The sequence below is a fragment of the Stenotrophomonas sp. 22LJNL06-5-1 genome, from assembly GCF_056861455.1.
The window spans coordinates 701,597-715,915 of record NZ_JBSPUE010000001.1; the positions used below are offsets into that span (position 1 = coordinate 701,597).

General features: G+C 64.2%; 19 protein-coding genes. 1 reads left to right on the forward strand and 18 read right to left on the reverse strand.

The window, feature by feature from the left end; all coding sequences use genetic code 11:
- Nucleotides 1-550: 550 nt before the first annotated feature.
- On the reverse strand, nt 551-1,948 hold the full coding sequence (locus AC13GF_RS03295; RefSeq protein WP_483003249.1) for a class II 3-deoxy-7-phosphoheptulonate synthase: 1,398 nt from the start codon (nt 1,946-1,948) through the stop codon (nt 551-553).
- 221 nt (nt 1,949-2,169) lie between these two features.
- Between AC13GF_RS03295 and AC13GF_RS03300 the strand changes: the two genes are divergently transcribed.
- Nucleotides 2,170-4,302: a TonB-dependent receptor gene (locus AC13GF_RS03300; RefSeq protein ID WP_483003250.1), complete on the forward strand. Its 2,133-nt coding sequence runs from the start codon at nt 2,170-2,172 to the stop codon at nt 4,300-4,302.
- Nucleotides 4,303-4,366: 64 nt separating this feature from the next.
- Here AC13GF_RS03300 and AC13GF_RS03305 read toward each other — a convergent pair whose 3' ends face one another.
- From AC13GF_RS03305 to rplN, 17 genes are all read right to left on the reverse strand, one after another.
- Nucleotides 4,367-4,873 (reverse strand): disulfide bond formation protein B, encoded by a 507-nt coding sequence (locus AC13GF_RS03305; protein WP_010483974.1) that lies wholly within the window; start codon nt 4,871-4,873, stop codon nt 4,367-4,369.
- Nucleotides 4,874-5,059: 186 nt separating this feature from the next.
- Nucleotides 5,060-5,443, reverse strand: coding sequence for a 50S ribosomal protein L17 (gene rplQ / locus AC13GF_RS03310; RefSeq protein WP_005408217.1), 384 nt, complete (start codon nt 5,441-5,443; stop codon nt 5,060-5,062).
- Nucleotides 5,444-5,634: 191 nt separating this feature from the next.
- A complete protein-coding gene (locus AC13GF_RS03315) occupies nt 5,635-6,633 on the reverse strand; it encodes a DNA-directed RNA polymerase subunit alpha (RefSeq protein ID WP_010483975.1) in 999 nt (332 codons plus the stop codon).
- A 55-nt stretch (nt 6,634-6,688) separates the two neighbouring features.
- Complete coding sequence (rpsD, locus tag AC13GF_RS03320) at nt 6,689-7,318, reverse strand: 30S ribosomal protein S4 (RefSeq protein ID WP_004145446.1); 630 nt, start codon at nt 7,316-7,318, stop codon at nt 6,689-6,691.
- A gap of 15 nt (nt 7,319-7,333) precedes the next feature.
- A complete protein-coding gene (gene rpsK / locus AC13GF_RS03325) occupies nt 7,334-7,723 on the reverse strand; it encodes a 30S ribosomal protein S11 (RefSeq protein ID WP_004145443.1) in 390 nt (129 codons plus the stop codon).
- An 11-nt stretch (nt 7,724-7,734) separates the two neighbouring features.
- The gene (rpsM, locus tag AC13GF_RS03330; RefSeq protein ID WP_004154500.1) at nt 7,735-8,091 is read right to left on the reverse strand and encodes a 30S ribosomal protein S13; all 357 of its coding nucleotides are present in this window, start codon (nt 8,089-8,091) and stop codon (nt 7,735-7,737) included.
- 347 nt (nt 8,092-8,438) lie between these two features.
- Nucleotides 8,439-9,806, reverse strand: coding sequence for a preprotein translocase subunit SecY (secY, locus tag AC13GF_RS03335; protein ID WP_005408215.1), 1,368 nt, complete (start codon nt 9,804-9,806; stop codon nt 8,439-8,441).
- A 7-nt stretch (nt 9,807-9,813) separates the two neighbouring features.
- Nucleotides 9,814-10,257: a 50S ribosomal protein L15 gene (gene rplO / locus AC13GF_RS03340; RefSeq protein ID WP_004154498.1), complete on the reverse strand. Its 444-nt coding sequence runs from the start codon at nt 10,255-10,257 to the stop codon at nt 9,814-9,816.
- A 6-nt stretch (nt 10,258-10,263) separates the two neighbouring features.
- Nucleotides 10,264-10,455, reverse strand: a complete 192-nt coding sequence (gene rpmD, locus AC13GF_RS03345; RefSeq protein WP_004145412.1) for a 50S ribosomal protein L30 — start codon at nt 10,453-10,455, stop codon at nt 10,264-10,266.
- Nucleotides 10,448-10,990 (reverse strand): 30S ribosomal protein S5, encoded by a 543-nt coding sequence (gene rpsE, locus AC13GF_RS03350; protein ID WP_004145411.1) that lies wholly within the window; start codon nt 10,988-10,990, stop codon nt 10,448-10,450. The genes rpmD and rpsE overlap by 8 nt, the downstream gene beginning before the upstream one ends.
- Before the next feature lie 161 nt (nt 10,991-11,151).
- Nucleotides 11,152-11,505, reverse strand: a complete 354-nt coding sequence (gene rplR / locus AC13GF_RS03355; RefSeq protein WP_005408212.1) for a 50S ribosomal protein L18 — start codon at nt 11,503-11,505, stop codon at nt 11,152-11,154.
- A gap of 32 nt (nt 11,506-11,537) precedes the next feature.
- Nucleotides 11,538-12,062, reverse strand: a complete 525-nt coding sequence (gene rplF / locus AC13GF_RS03360) for a 50S ribosomal protein L6 (RefSeq protein ID WP_126930100.1) — start codon at nt 12,060-12,062, stop codon at nt 11,538-11,540.
- An 18-nt stretch (nt 12,063-12,080) separates the two neighbouring features.
- On the reverse strand, nt 12,081-12,479 hold the full coding sequence (gene rpsH / locus AC13GF_RS03365; protein ID WP_005408210.1) for a 30S ribosomal protein S8: 399 nt from the start codon (nt 12,477-12,479) through the stop codon (nt 12,081-12,083).
- 258 nt (nt 12,480-12,737) lie between these two features.
- Nucleotides 12,738-13,043: a 30S ribosomal protein S14 gene (rpsN, locus tag AC13GF_RS03370; RefSeq protein WP_005408209.1), complete on the reverse strand. Its 306-nt coding sequence runs from the start codon at nt 13,041-13,043 to the stop codon at nt 12,738-12,740.
- 18 nt (nt 13,044-13,061) lie between these two features.
- The gene (gene rplE, locus AC13GF_RS03375) at nt 13,062-13,604 is read right to left on the reverse strand and encodes a 50S ribosomal protein L5 (protein ID WP_004154491.1); all 543 of its coding nucleotides are present in this window, start codon (nt 13,602-13,604) and stop codon (nt 13,062-13,064) included.
- A gap of 11 nt (nt 13,605-13,615) precedes the next feature.
- Nucleotides 13,616-13,933, reverse strand: a complete 318-nt coding sequence (rplX, locus tag AC13GF_RS03380; protein ID WP_004154490.1) for a 50S ribosomal protein L24 — start codon at nt 13,931-13,933, stop codon at nt 13,616-13,618.
- A gap of 16 nt (nt 13,934-13,949) precedes the next feature.
- Nucleotides 13,950-14,318, reverse strand: coding sequence for a 50S ribosomal protein L14 (gene rplN / locus AC13GF_RS03385; protein ID WP_010483978.1), 369 nt, complete (start codon nt 14,316-14,318; stop codon nt 13,950-13,952).
- Nucleotide 14,319 lies beyond the last annotated feature (1 nt).

Genomic DNA, 14,319 nt, shown 5'->3' on the forward strand with positions numbered 1-14,319 from the left:
TGGTCGGCAGGGCTTGCAGCCCTGCACCTGCCAGAATCCGAAGCAACAGCAACAGCAGAAGCTGGCATTCCGTGGGATGGCGGGGTGGGTCCGGTGGCGGAGGGCGCTGCAAGTACGTCCATGTAAGCTCGGTCGCCGCATCCATGCGGCTCACGCCCCCGCAACCGGACCCACCCCGCCTTCGACAGATTCTTGCGATCTGCAGTAGATCCACGCCATGCGTGGATGAATCTCCATCGGAATCGAATATTTCGAATTGGAATCCAAAAGCATCCACGCATGGCGTGGATCTACCGTGTCGACCAAGGTCGACACCTACCAACAGCCGCCGGAATCTGTCATAGGCGGGGCGGTGTCGGAGTGCGGGGTGTCAGCCGCATGGATGCGGCTGCCAAGCTTACAGGGACGTACTTGCAGCGTCCCCGCACTCCGACACCGCCCAGCCATCCCACGGAATGCATGCTGTTGCCGTTGCTTCGGCTGTTGCCGTTGCTTCGGCCGTTGCCGTTGCCTCCGCAGGTGCAGGGCTGCAAGCCCTGCCGCAACACACTTACCGCACTTGCTCCTGCTTGCGCACGATCGCCATCGCGATCTCCAGCGACTGCTCGTAGTTCAACCGTGGGTCCACCGTCGAACGATACGCGCGCTCCAGGTCACGCTCGGTCAGTTCGCGCGCGCCACCGGTGCACTCGGTCACGTCTTCGCCGGTCAGTTCCAGGTGCACGCCGCCCAGGCGCGTGCCTGCGGCCGCATGCAGATCGAACGACATCTCCACTTCGCCACGGACGTTGTCGAAGCGGCGCGTCTTGAAACCGTTGGCGGTGCTTTCGGTGTTGCCATGCATCGCATCGCACACCCACAGCACGCGGCGGCCATCACGCTTGACCGCATCCAGCAGCGGCGGCAGCTTCTCGGCAATCTGCGCCGCACCCATGCGGTGGATGAAGCTCAGACGGCCCGGTTCGTCATGCGGATTGAGCACGTCGATCAGGCGCAGCAGCTGGTCCGGCGTCACCGACGGACCGACCTTGATCGCAATCGGATTGCGCACGCCACGCAGGTATTCCACGTGCGCGCCGTCCAGCGCGGCTGTGCGCATGCCGATCCACGGGTAATGCGTGCTCAGGTTCAACCAGCCCTGCTGGCGCGGCACCTGGCGGGTCAGCGCCTGCTCGTACGGCAACAGCAGCGCTTCATGCGAGGTGTAGAAATCGATGCGGTTGAGGTTGTGCACGCGGGCCCCGGCCAGGGTCTCCATGAAGTGCACGGCATCGCCGATCGACGCCACCATCTTCTGGTAGTCGGCCGCCAACGGTGAATGCCGCACCCACTCCAGGTTCCAGTACTCGGGGTGGTGCAGATCGGCGAAACCACCATCGATCAGCGCCCGCACGAAGTTCATCGTCATCGCCGAATGGGCGTGCGCCTGCAGCATCCGCTTCGGGTCCGGCAGACGCGCTGCCTCCGTGAAGGCGGGTGCGTTGATCACATCGCCGCGGTAGCTCGGCAGGGTCACGCCGTCGCGGGTCTCGGTATCGGCCGAGCGCGGCTTGGCGTACTGGCCGGCGAAGCGGCCGACGCGGATCACCGGCTGGCGCAGGCCATGCACCAGCACCAGGCTCATCTGCAGCAGCACCTTCAGCCGGTTGGAGATGGTGCCCGATTCGCAGTCGCTGAAGTTCTCGGCACAGTCGCCGCCCTGCAGCAGGAAGCGCTTGCCTTCCTGGGCCTCGGCCAGCTGCTGCTTCAGCGCCAGGATCTCCCAGGAGGTGACCAGCGGCGGCAGCCGCTTCAGCTCGTGCAGGGCGGCGTCCAGCGCCACCGGGTCCGGGTAGGTCGGCATCTGCAGCGCGGTCTTGCCACGCCAGCTCTCCGGCGACCAGGCGGCGCCAGCGGTGGCGGTGGCTGCGGCGGGATCGGGCACGGGCGGAACGGCGGACAGGCTCATTGCAGACTTCCGGGATGGGGGGCGGTCATGGTCGCAGAGCCGGCCGCTGACGCAAAGGGCCGGTCCGGCCGGCCTGCTCGCCTGAACGGCAGAGAAAGGCCGACGCCAGCGGCCAGATCCTGCATGGTCAGCCGCCTCGGACAGGCGCATGCTTTGTTACGGAGTAACACTTCCATGTCATGGACCGGCCCCTTCCACATCCAGCCGCCACCTCTCCCACCATGAAGCCCTCGCCCCTCGCTACCGGCATCACCTTCGCCCTGACCCTGGCTCTGGCCAGCCTGCCCGCCTTCGCCTCGGCAGCTGACGCCCCCTCTTCGTCCGTCAAGGATCTGGATGCGGTCACCGTCCACGCCCAGCTCGACCAGGCCCGCAACACGCTGTCGCCGGACATCGGCAGCAGCCAGTACCAGATCACCGCCGAGGACATCCAGAAACAGCCGCTGGGTGCCTCCGCGCCGCTCAGCCAGGTGCTGCTGCAGGCCCCGGGCGTGGTCCAGGATTCCTACGGCGGCGTGCACGTGCGCGGCGACCACGCCAATCTGCAGTACCGCATCAACGGCGTGCTGCTGCCCGAATCGATCTCGGGCTTCGGCCAGACCCTGGATGCCCGCACCATCAAGAGCATCCGCCTGATGGATGGCGCACTCCCGGCGCAGTTCGGCGAGCGCACCGCTGCAGTAGTCGACATCACCACCCGCAGTGGCGCCGAGCTCGGCAATGGCGGCAGCGCCGGGCTGACCGCAGGCTCGTTCGGCAAGATCAATCCGAATGCCTCGTGGTGGGGCAACCAGGGGCGCTGGAGCTGGTTCCTGACCGGCAACTACGACCAGAACGAGGTCGGCCTGGAGAACCCCACCCACACGCGCAAGCCGTTGCACGACGACACCCACCAGGGCAAGGCGTTCGCCGACCTCACCTACCTGGTCAACGACAACACCCGTCTGAGCGTGTTCGCCGGCTTCGCCAACAATCGTTTCCAGATCCCGGCCAACCCGGGCCAGACCCCGCAGTTCGGTTACCTGGACACCACCACCTTCGATTCCAGCCAGCTGGATGAGACCCAGCGCGAGACCACCCGCTTCGGCATGCTGGTGCTGCAGGGCACGCTGGGCGGCACCGCCTATCAGCTCTCGGCCGGGCAGCGCTACAGCGACGTGGCGTTCAACCCGGACGTGGCGGGCGATCTGGTGTTCAGTGGCGTCGCCTCGCAGGTCCAGCGCAGCAACCGCGCCAACACCCTGCAGGCCGACTTCTCGACGCCGTTGGGCAACGACCACACGCTGCGCTATGGCCTGTACGGCAATTACGAGAACGCGCGGGCGAACAGCAACAGCTGGGTGTTCCCGGTTGATGACGGCGGCCAGCAGTCCAGCACCACACCGCTGCTGATTCCGGATCGCAGCGCCTTCCATGCCAGCACGCTGGCACTGTACGTGCAGGACGAATGGAAGATCGGCGACGACTGGACCGTCAACTACGGCCTGCGCGGAGACCGCTACAAGGCCTTTGGCCGCACCGAGGGCCAGCTCAGCCCGCGCGTGGGCGTGGTCTGGAATGCCAGCGACAGCACCACCGTGCATGCCGGCTACTCGCGCTACTTCACGCCACCGGCCAGCGAGCTGATCGCCAGCGGCGACATCGCCCTGTACGACGGCACCACCAACCAGCAGCCGAGCGGCGGCAACAACACGCCACTGGCCGAACGCAGCGACTACTACGACATCGGCGTCTCGCAGCAGCTGGGTGAACACCTGACCCTGGGCCTGGATGCGTACGACCGCCGTGTCGCGCGCCTGCAGGACGAAGGCCAGTTCGGCGCCGCCTATATCTACTCGACGTTCAACTACCGCCGCGGCCATATCCGCGGCCTGGAGTTTAGTGCCGACTACAGCAACGGTCCGTTCAGTGCCTACTTCAACGCCGCGCTGAACAAGGCCATCGGTACCGACGTCATCACCAGCCAGTACAACCTCGACCCGGAAGCGCTGACCTATGTGGCCAACCACTGGATCCACCTCGACCACGACCAGAAGCTTACCTCGTCAGGAGGCCTCAGCTATGCCTTCGCCGGGCACAACCGGGTCGGCGCCAACTACGTGTTCGGTAGCGGCCTGCGTTCGGACATCGAGGGCGTGCCCAATGGCGGCGAGCTGCCGTCCTACCTGCAGGTGAACCTCAGCGCCGGGCACGACTTCAACGCCGACAGCGGCCATCCGCTGCATGTGCAGCTGGCGGTGATCAACGCACTGGATCGCAGCTACCGGCTGCGCGATGGCGGCGGTGTCGGCGTGTTTGCCCCGCAGTGGGGACCGCGCCGCGGTGCTTACCTGAGCCTGCAGCAGGACTTCTGAGGTAGTGCCGGCCGCTGGCCGGCATTGCCACGGTGTGCCGGCCAGCGGCCGGCACTCGCCTGCTTCAGCGCTTGACCTTGCGCAGCGACACCACCAGCGCCCACAGCGCCAGCAGCACGAACCACACGCCCGACCACATCGGCATGGTCAGGCCCAGGAAGGTCCAGTCGATGTTGCCGCAGTTGCCGGTACCGGTCAGCACCGTGCGGAACACTTCCAGCGGCCCCATGGTCTCGCTCAGGAAGGCCAGCGGCGGGCCACAGGTGGAACCCATTTCCGGCGGCAGCATCTGCACGTAGACGTGGCGCGCGGCAATGCCGACGCCCACTGCGGCGGCAATGAAGGCCAGCACGCCATAGGTCGCGCGTCCCGGGCGGTTGGACGGCCCGTGCAGCGCACCGATCAGGAACAGCAGGCCGAGCGCGGCGAAGGCCAGGCGCTGGAAGATGCACAGCGGACACGGCTCCAGGCCCATCTTCAGCTGCAGGAAGATCGCGTAGCCAAGCAGGCCCGCGCAGATCAGGAAGCCCAGGAAGAACTGGGCGCGGAAGGGCCAGCGCAGTGGATTCATCGTCAACGCTCGAATGGATCAGGCGCCAAGCGTAACCGAGAGTGCGCGCCATTCGAACCGCCACAGGTGACGCCTGTCGGAACGGTGTGGGTCAGCGCCCGTTCCGTGGGAACGGAATCCGGCCCCCTTGAACGCAAAAGCCCGGCAGAGGCCGGGCTTTCGCTGAGTCGCGTTGGAGCGGTCCGATTACTCGGCCACTTCCTCGGCCACGACCGGACGGTCAACCAGCTCGACGTAGGCCATCGGCGCGTTGTCGCCGGCGCGGAAGCCGCACTTCAGCAGACGCAGGTAGCCGCCCGGACGGTTCGCGTAGCGCGGGCCCAGGATGGTGAACAGGTTGCCCACGGCTTCGTTGTCGCGCAGGCGGGCGAAGGCCAGACGGCGGTTGGCGACGGAGTCGACCTTGGCCAGGGTGATCAGCGGCTCGGCAACGCGGCGCAGTTCCTTGGCCTTCGGCAGGGTGGTCTTGATCAGCTCGTGCTTGAACAGCGAGGCAGCCATGTTCTTGAACATCGCTTCGCGGTGGGCGCTGGTACGGCTGAACTTACGGCCAGACTTCTGGTGACGCATGGTGATATTCCTTGGTTAATGATGAGACTGTGCGGATCGTTGTCGCCTTCCTGGCGTTGCTGCGCGGACTGCGGTTGGTCCTGGCCACCCGTCCTGGGCGACCTGCCGCGCGAACCTGGGGTTCGTCGTGGCATGTTGTGTTGCGTTGAAGGCCCCACCGCGAACGGTGGAGCCTTCAGGCATTACCGATATCAGCCCAGCATGCCGTGGCTGGCGACACCGGCCGGCGGCCAGTTCTCCAGCTTCATGCCGAGGGACAGGCCGCGCTGAGCCAGCACTTCCTTGATCTCGGTGAGCGACTTCTTGCCCAGGTTCGGGGTCTTCAGCAGCTCCACTTCGGTCTTCTGGATCAGATCGCCGATGTAGTAGATGCTTTCAGCCTTCAGGCAGTTGGCCGAACGCACGGTCAGCTCCAGATCGTCGATCGGGCGCAGCAGCACCGGATCCACGCCGTTGTTGGCCGGCTTGGCTGCACCGCGGTCGCGGTGGGTGAAGTCACCGAACACCGACAGCTGGTCGCTGAGGATGTCGGCGGCGGTGCGCACGGCTTCCTCGGCATCGATGGTGCCGTTGGTCTCGATATCGATGACCAGCTTGTCCAGGTCGGTACGCTGTTCGACGCGGGCCGCTTCCACGGCATAGGCGACGCGGCGGACCGGCGAGAACGAGGCATCCAGGACCAGGCGGCCGATGGCACGGGTTTCTTCGTCCGGACGACGACGCGCGGCAGCCGGCTGGTAGCCGAAACCACGTTCGATCTTCAGACGCATGTTGATCGCCGTATCCTTGGTCAGGTGGCAGATCACGTGTTCGCCGTTCAGGATCTCCACATTGTGGTCGACCTTGATATCGGCAGCGGTGACAACGCCCGGGCCCTGCTTGGACAGGGACAGGGTGGCGCTGTCGCCGGAGTGCATACGGATGGCCACGTCCTTCAGGTTCAGCAGGACTTCGAGCACGTCCTCCTGCAGACCTTCGACCGTGGTGTACTCATGCAACACGCCGTCGATTTCGACTTCCGTGATGGCGAAGCCCGGGATGGACGACAGCAGCACGCGACGCAGGGCATTACCCAGCGTATGCCCGTAACCCCGCTCCAAAGGTTCGATAACGACCTTTGCACGGGTGTCGGTAAGGCGTTCGATCTGCGGACCGCGAGGACGCAGAACCTGGTTGGCGGTAACCGTCATGTTGCGGGTTCTCCTAGTGAACCCCCGGCCGTCGCCGGGGGCTCTCCAATGTGAATTACTTCGAATACAGCTCGACGATCAGCGCTTCGTTGATGTCCGCAGGCAGATCCGAACGATCCGGAACAGCCTTGAAGATGCCGGTGAACTTGCCGGAATCCACTTCAACCCACGACGGGCTCAGGTCATGCTGGGCGGCGACGGTCAGGGCTTCCTGGACGCGCAGCTGCTTGGCAGCCTTTTCAGACAGAGCGATGGCGTCGCCAGCCTTGACCTGGTACGAAGCCAGGTTGACCGACTTGCCATTCACGGTGACGCCGCGGTGCGACACCAGCTGACGGGCAGCCGGACGGGTCACGGCGAAGCCCATGCGGTAGACGACGTTGTCCAGGCGGGTTTCCAGCAGCTGCAGCAGGTTCTCGCCGGTGTTGCCCTTCTTGGTCGAGGCCTTCTTGTAGTAGTTGCGGAACTGACGCTCCAGCAGGCCGTAGATACGCTTGACCTTCTGCTTTTCACGCAGCTGGGTGGCGTAGTCGGACAGCTTGCCCTTGCGGGCAGTGGCGCCGTGCTGGCCGGGCTTCTGCTCCAGCTTGCACTTCGAGTCCAGCGCACGCGCCGGGCTCTTCAGGGACAGGTCGGCGCCTTCGCGACGGGCGAGCTTACAGGTAGGACCGATATAACGAGCCATTTCTTATCGCTCCCTTTAGACGCGACGCTTCTTCGGCGGACGGCACCCGTTGTGCGGGATAGGCGTCACGTCGATGATGTTGGTGATCTTGTAGCCGACGTTGTTCAACGAACGCACGGCCGACTCACGGCCCGGACCCGGGCCCTTGATGCGGACTTCCAGCGACTTCACGCCGTAGTCCAGCGCAGCACGACCGGCCTTTTCAGCAGCCACCTGGGCAGCGAACGGGGTCGACTTGCGCGAACCGCGGAAGCCAGCGCCACCGGAGGTCGCCCACGACAGAGCGTTGCCCTGGCGGTCGGTGATGGTGACGATGGTGTTGTTGAACGAAGCGTGGACGTGGGCAACGCCGTCGGTGACGACGCGCTTGATCTTCTTCTTGGTCTTAGCAGCGGGCTTAGCCATTTCTCAGTCCCTTACTTCTTGATCGCCTTGCGCGGACCCTTGCGGGTGCGGGCGTTGGTACGGGTGCGCTGGCCACGCAGCGGGAGGCCACGACGGTGACGCAGGCCGCGGTAGCAGCCCAGGTCCATCAGGCGCTTGATCGCGATGCCGATCTCACGGCGCAGATCGCCTTCCACGATGTACTTGCCGACTTCGGCGCGCAGGCGCTCGATTTCCGGCTCCGACAGATCGCGGATCTTGGTGGTCGAAGCAACGCCTGCGACTTCGCAGACCTTCTTCGAACGGGTACGGCCGATGCCGTAAATGCTTTGCAACCCGACCCAGACGTGCTTCTGGGCTGGCAGGTTGACGCCTGCAATACGCGCCATGACGCGGTTCTCCAGCTGAGTGATGGCCGACAGCGCGCCTCGGGCACGCCAATCCGGCAGGATGGATCAAAAAAGTGAACTAGCGATACTAACAAGGTTCCGGTTTACATGGAAGCCCGTGAAACCATTGGTTTCATGAACCCGGCCTGGGGAGTGTGCCCAGGCTCCGGCGCCGGATGGGGTTGGATCTGGAGTTTCCCCCGGAGCCGCCCGCGCTACTCCAGCGCGGGACCACCTCATCACACCCCCACCCGGAACCGCTGCGGGGGCCGCCCTTCGTTTGTGTGGCCGGAGTCCGCGAAGCGGAGGGACCATCACGTCAGGAAGACGAAAGTATAACAGGCCAATCAGCCGCGGGCAAAACCGCCGCGGTTGCCGCCCTTCAGGTTGGCCTTCTTCAGCAGGCTCTCATACTGGTGGGACATCAGGTGCGCCTGCACCTGGGCGATGAAGTCCATCACCACCACCACCACGATCAGCAGCGAAGTACCGCCGAAGTAGAACGAGGCGTTCAGCTGCGTGCGCATCAGTTCCGGCAGCAGGCAGACGATCACCAGGTAGGCCGAGCCGGCCGCGGTCAGGCGGGTCAGCACGCCGTCGATGTAGTCGGCGGTGGCCTTGCCCGGACGGATGCCCGGAATCAGCGCGCCCGACTTCTTCAGGTTGTCGGCGGTTTCCTGCGAGTTGAACACCAGCGCGGTATAGAAGAACGCGAAACCGGTGATCAGCGCAGCGAATACGATCATGTGCAGCGGCTCGCCCGGGCCCAGCGCGTTGGCGACCTTCTGCAGGACCTGACCGAAGCTGCTCTGGTTGGCAGCCTGGCCGGACCACATGGCCAGGGTGGCCGGGAAGGCCAGCAGGCTGGAGGCGAAGATCGCCGGGATGACGCCGGCCATGTTGAGCTTCAGCGGCAGGAACGAGGTCTGGTTCATGTACGCGTTGCGACCGCCCTGGCGGCGCGCGTAGTTGACCGTGATCCGGCGCTGGCCACGCTCGACGAACACCACGAAGAAGGTGAAGGCGAGCACGACGATGGCGATCAGCAGCAGCTGGATGAACTGGATGTTGCCGTCGCGGTAGGCGTCGAAGGTGTGGATGATGGCACCCGGCAGGCCAGCGACGATACCGGCGAAGATGATCAGCGACACGCCGTTGCCGATGCCACGCTCGGTGACCTGCTCACCGACCCACATCAGGAACATGGTGCCGGCGGTCAGCGCGACCACGGCGGTGAGCACGAAGCCCATGCCCGGCGCGTACACCACCGGAGCGCCCGACGGCGAGACCTGGCCCTGCAGGGCCAGCGCGATCGAGCCGCCCTGCACCACTGCCAGCAGCACGGCGCCGATGCGCGAATACTGGGTGATCTTGCGGCGGCCGGACTCACCTTCCTTCTGCATCGCCTTCAGGGCGGGGAAGATGTGCACGGCCAGCTGCATCACGATCGATGCCGAGATGTACGGCATCACGTTCAGCGCGAAGATGCTGAAACGGTGCAGGGCGCCGCCCGAGAACATGTTGAACATGTCCACGATGCCGCCGCCCTGCTGTTGCATCATGGCAAGCATGGCATCGGGATTGACGCCCGGCACCGGCACGTAGCAGCCGATGCGATAGACGATCAAAGCCCCGACGACGAACAGCAAACGTTGGCGAAGTTCAGTGAACTTGCCCATTCCGCCCGCGAGGTTACCGATGCCAGCTTGCGCCATGATTTTCTTACTCCGTTACGCTGCCGCCGGCAGCTTCGATCGCGGCCTTGGCACCAGCCGTGGCAGCGATACCCTTCAGGGTGAACGCCTTGGTCACTTCGCCCTTGACGACGACCTTGGCCTTCTTTGCAGTGCTCGGGACCAGCTTGGCAGCACGCAGGGCGGCGAAGTCGATCTCACCGGCCGGCAGCTTGTCCAGCGCGTACAGCAGCACTTCAGCGGTGTCCTTGGCGATCGGCGAACGGAAGCCGATCTTCGGCAGACGACGCTGCATGGGGGTCTGGCCGCCTTCGAAGCCAGCCTTGATCTTGCCGCCACCCTTACGGGCGAACGAACCCTTGTGGCCGCGGCCGGCAGTCTTGCCCAGGCCCGAGCCGATACCGCGACCGACGCGGGTGCGCTCGGTGCGGGCGCCCGGTGCCGGGCTCAGTTCATTGAGACGCAGAGTCATGATCGATTACTCCTCAACCTTGACGAGGTAGTGAACGGTGTTGATCAGACCGCGAACCTGCGGGCTGTCCTTCAGTTCACGCACATCGTTGAGCTTGTTCAGACCCAGAGCACGCACCGACAGGCGGTGACGCGACTGAGCACCACGCAGGCCGCGCACCAGGCGCACCTTCACAGTCTTGTTGGACTCATTAGCCATGGTTGAGTTCCTCCACCTTCTTGCCGCGCTTGGCCGCGATGCGAGCCGGCGACTGCGCAGCAGACAGGCCCTTCACGGTGGCACGCACCAGGTTGATCGGGTTGCGCGAACCGGTGGCCTTGGCCAGCACGTTCTTCACGCCAACGGCTTCCAGCACGGCGCGCATGGCACCGCCGGCGATGACGCCAGTACCTTCCGAAGCCGGCTGCATGAACACGCGGGCAGCGCCGTGACCATCCTTGATGGTGTGCCACAGGGTGCCGTTGTTCAGGTCAACGCTGACCAGGTTCTTGCGGGCCTGTTCCATCGACTTCTGGATGGCGACCGGCACTTCGCGCGCCTTGCCATAGCCGAAACCGACCTTGCCTTCGCCGTCGCCGACCACGGTCAGGGCGGTGAAGGTGAACTGGCGGCCACCCTTGACGGTCTTGCTGACGCGGTTGACCGCGACCAGCTTTTCGATCATGCCGTCGTCGACTTTCTCTTCGCGGTTACGGTCGCGATCGCGACCCCGCTGCTGACGCTCTTCTGCCATTTTGATTCCTTGGTAGTTTGGGTATGTACGGCTCGGGGCCGCTTATGGTTGTGGAATGTCGCGTTGTTCCGGTGGGCCACTGCAGAAGAGTGGCGCCGTCCCGCCTCACTCAGGCGGGCGAGCAGGCGGGCAGGAGACCACAGGTCCCCTGCCCTTGTCCCTTAGAACTGCAGGCCGGCTTCGCGGGCGGCTTCTGCCAGGGCCTTGATGCGGCCGTGGTAGCGGTAGCCCGAACGATCGAAGGCAACCTTCTCGACGCCGGCGGCCTTGGCGCGCTCAGCGACGATACGGCCGACCTTGGCGGCGGCATCGGCGTTCTTGCCGTTCTTCAGACCTTCCATGACGTCGGTCTGGGTGGTGTTGGCAGCAGCCAGCACCTTGGAACCGTCGGCGGTGAAGACCTGGGCGTACAGGTGCTGGCCGGTGCGCAGCACCGACAGGCGGGCGACGCCGAGCTCACGGATGTGGGCGCGGGTCGACTTGGCGCGACGCAGGCGGGCGATGTTCTTGTTCATGATGTTTTTCCTTTGAAAGCGGAAGTGCCTAATTAGGCCTTCTTGGCTTCCTTACGGATGATGACTTCGTCGGAGTACTTCACGCCCTTGCCCTTGTACGGCTCCGGCTTGCGGAACGCACGGATCTTGGCGGCAACTTCACCGACGACCTGCTTGTCAGCGCCCTGGACCAGGATCTCGGTCTGGGTCGGGGTGGTGATGGTGATGCCTTCCGGCGCCACGAACACGACCGGGTGCGAGAAGCCCAGCGACAGGCTCAGGTCCTTGCCCTGCATGGCAGCGCGGTAACCCACGCCGACCAGCTCCAGCTTGCGCTCGAAGCCTTCGGACACGCCCTTGACCATGTTGGCCAGGATCGCACGCACGGTACCGGTCAGTGCGACCAGCTCGGCGTTCTCGGTGCTCAGGGTGGCAACGCCGCTGTCGACGTTGATGGCAATACCGGCCGGCTTCGGCAGCGACAGGGTGCCCTTCGGGCCCTTGACGGTGACGCTTTCCGGCTGGACGTTCAGTTCAACCTTGCCCAGGGTGACGGGCTTCTTGGCTACGCGGGACATAGTTCTACTCCTCTCGCCTTAGGCCACGAAGCACAGGACTTCGCCGCCGACGCCCAGCTGGCGCGCCTGCGCATCAGTCATGATGCCCTTGGAGGTGGAAATGATGGAGATACCCAGGCCGTTCATGACCTTCGGCAGCTCGCTCTTGCCGCGGTACTGGCGCAGGCCCGAACGCGAGAAGCGCTTCAGGGTCGCGATGACCGGCTTGCCTTCGAAATACTTCAGCACGATTTCCAGCTCGGACTTGTTGTTTTCCAGCTGGGTCACGCGCAGGTCGGTGATGTAACCCTCGTCCTTCAGGACCTGGGCGATCGCAACCTTGATCTTGGACGACGGGGCTTTCACCGTCTGCTTGCCAACCGCGGCCGCATTCTTGATGCGGACCAGCAGGTCGGCGATGGGATCAGTCATGCTCATATGAGTACCTTTGAGTGCACCGATATCCGCTTTCGCGAAAATCTGTTGTCTCCTGGAAACGGGCCAGGTCCCTTGATGCAGCGGGCCAGGGGCCCACTCCTACAACCCCGTTTGCACAGGGCAAGACGCGGGAGTATACGCCAAAAGAGCCCGGCTTGCGCCGGGCTCTTCGGTTTTTTTGCGTCGGGAAAGCTGAATGCCTCCCCTGCCCGGTTCAGGAACCCCCGAAGGGGCACCTGATCGCAGGGCCGGCTGGGATTACCAGCTGGCCTTGCGCAGACCCGGGACGTCGCCACGCATGGTGGCTTCACGCAGCTTGTTACGGCCCAGGCCGAACTTGCTGTAGACGCCACGCGGACGACCCGACAGCTCGCAACGGTTGCGCTGGCGGCTCGGCGACGAATCGCGCGGCAGCTTGGCCAGCTTGGTTGCGGCGTCGATCTTCTCTTCGTAGGTCGCGTCCACGGAGGACACGATCTTCTTCAGAGCTGCACGCTTTTCAGCGTACTTCTTTGCCAGCTTTTCCCGCTTGATGTCGCGGTTGACCATGGAGGTCTTTGCCATTTCGGTTTCCTCGACAGATCAGTTACGGAACGGGAACTTGAACGCTGCCAGCAGCGCCTTCGCTTCCGCGTCGGTCTTCGCAGTGGTGGTGATGGCGATATCCATACCGCGGATCGCGTCGACGGCGTCGAAGTCGATTTCCGGGAAGATGATCTGTTCCTTCACACCCATGTTGAAGTTGCCGCGGCCGTCGAAGGAACGACCGGAAACACCACGGAAGTCGCGCACGCGCGGCAGCGAGATGTTGATCAGGCGATCCAGGAACTCGTACATCTTGTGGCGACGCAGCGTGGTCTTGCAGCCGATCGGCCAACCATCGCGGATCTTGAACGACGCAACCGACACACGCGACTTGGTGACAACCGGCTTCTGGCCGGAAATCTTGGTCATGTCGCCGACGGCGTTTTCCAGGATCTTCTTGTTGGTGGCCGCTTCGCCGACACCCATGTTCAGGGTGACCTTGACCAGCTTCGGCACTTCCATCGGATTGGTGTAGCCGAACTGCTTCATCAGCGCCGGCACCACTTCGTCCTTGTAGAACTTTTCGAGACGGGAACTCATCTTCTCATTCCTCAGGCGTCGAGCGCCTCACCGCTGGAGCGGAACACACGCAGTTTGCGTCCATCCTCCAGCACCTTGAAGCCAACGCGTTCGCCCTTGCCCGAAGCCGGGTTCAGAACATTCACGTTGGAGATATGGATCGAAGCTTCGCGCTCGACCACGCCGCCGGCAACACCTGCCTGCGGGTTCGGCTTGGTGTGGCGCTTGACGATGTTCACGTTGGCGACGACCACACGGTCGCCGTCGACGCGGACGACTTCGCCCTGCTTGCCCTTGTCCTTGCCAGCGTTGACGACAACCTGGTCGCCCTTCTTGATACGGTTAGCCATGATTATCTCCTGTCGCTCACAGCACTTCGGGAGCGAGCGAGACGATCTTCATGAACTTCTCCGAACGAAGTTCACGGGTCACCGGCCCGAAGATACGGGTACCGATCGGCTCCTGCTTGTTGTTCAGCAGGACGGCAGCGTTGCCGTCGAAGCGGATCAGCGAGCCATCGGCGCGACGCACACCCTTGCGGGTACGCACCACGACGGCGTCATACACTTCACCCTTCTTGACCTTGCCGCGCGGAATCGCATCCTTCACGGTGACCTTGATGATGTCGCCGATGCCGGCGTAACGGCGCTTGGAACCACCCAGCACCTTGAAGCACATCACCTGCTTGGCACCCGAATTGTCCGCGACGTCAAGGTAGCTCTGCATCTGGATCATG

Coding starts and splice junctions, on each gene's coding strand:
- rplN (WP_010483978.1), bottom strand. CDS start 14,318: ATGATCCAGATGCAGAGCTACCTTGACGTCGCGGACAATTCGGGTGCC.
- rpsD (WP_004145446.1), bottom strand. CDS start 7,318: ATGGCTCGTTATATCGGTCCTACCTGTAAGCTCGCCCGTCGCGAAGGC.
- rpsK (WP_004145443.1), bottom strand. CDS start 7,723: ATGGCTAAGCCCGCTGCTAAGACCAAGAAGAAGATCAAGCGCGTCGTC.
- AC13GF_RS03300 (WP_483003250.1), top strand. CDS start 2,170: ATGAAGCCCTCGCCCCTCGCTACCGGCATCACCTTCGCCCTGACCCTG.
- secY (WP_005408215.1), bottom strand. CDS start 9,806: ATGGCGCAAGCTGGCATCGGTAACCTCGCGGGCGGAATGGGCAAGTTC.
- AC13GF_RS03315 (WP_010483975.1), bottom strand. CDS start 6,633: ATGACGGTTACCGCCAACCAGGTTCTGCGTCCTCGCGGTCCGCAGATC.
- rplE (WP_004154491.1), bottom strand. CDS start 13,604: ATGAGTTCCCGTCTCGAAAAGTTCTACAAGGACGAAGTGGTGCCGGCG.
- rpsH (WP_005408210.1), bottom strand. CDS start 12,479: ATGAGCATGACTGATCCCATCGCCGACCTGCTGGTCCGCATCAAGAAT.
- rpsM (WP_004154500.1), bottom strand. CDS start 8,091: ATGGCGCGTATTGCAGGCGTCAACCTGCCAGCCCAGAAGCACGTCTGG.
- rplQ (WP_005408217.1), bottom strand. CDS start 5,443: ATGCGTCACCAGAAGTCTGGCCGTAAGTTCAGCCGTACCAGCGCCCAC.
- rplO (WP_004154498.1), bottom strand. CDS start 10,257: ATGACTCTGCGTCTCAATGAACTGAGCCCGGCACCGGGCGCCCGCACC.
- rplX (WP_004154490.1), bottom strand. CDS start 13,933: ATGGCTAACCGTATCAAGAAGGGCGACCAGGTTGTCGTCAACGCTGGC.
- rpmD (WP_004145412.1), bottom strand. CDS start 10,455: ATGGCTAATGAGTCCAACAAGACTGTGAAGGTGCGCCTGGTGCGCGGC.
- rpsN (WP_005408209.1), bottom strand. CDS start 13,043: ATGGCAAAGACCTCCATGGTCAACCGCGACATCAAGCGGGAAAAGCTG.
- rpsE (WP_004145411.1), bottom strand. CDS start 10,990: ATGGCAGAAGAGCGTCAGCAGCGGGGTCGCGATCGCGACCGTAACCGC.
- rplF (WP_126930100.1), bottom strand. CDS start 12,062: ATGTCCCGCGTAGCCAAGAAGCCCGTCACCCTGGGCAAGGTTGAACTG.
- AC13GF_RS03295 (WP_483003249.1), bottom strand. CDS start 1,948: ATGAGCCTGTCCGCCGTTCCGCCCGTGCCCGATCCCGCCGCAGCCACC.
- AC13GF_RS03305 (WP_010483974.1), bottom strand. CDS start 4,873: ATGAATCCACTGCGCTGGCCCTTCCGCGCCCAGTTCTTCCTGGGCTTC.
- rplR (WP_005408212.1), bottom strand. CDS start 11,505: ATGAACAAGAACATCGCCCGCCTGCGTCGCGCCAAGTCGACCCGCGCC.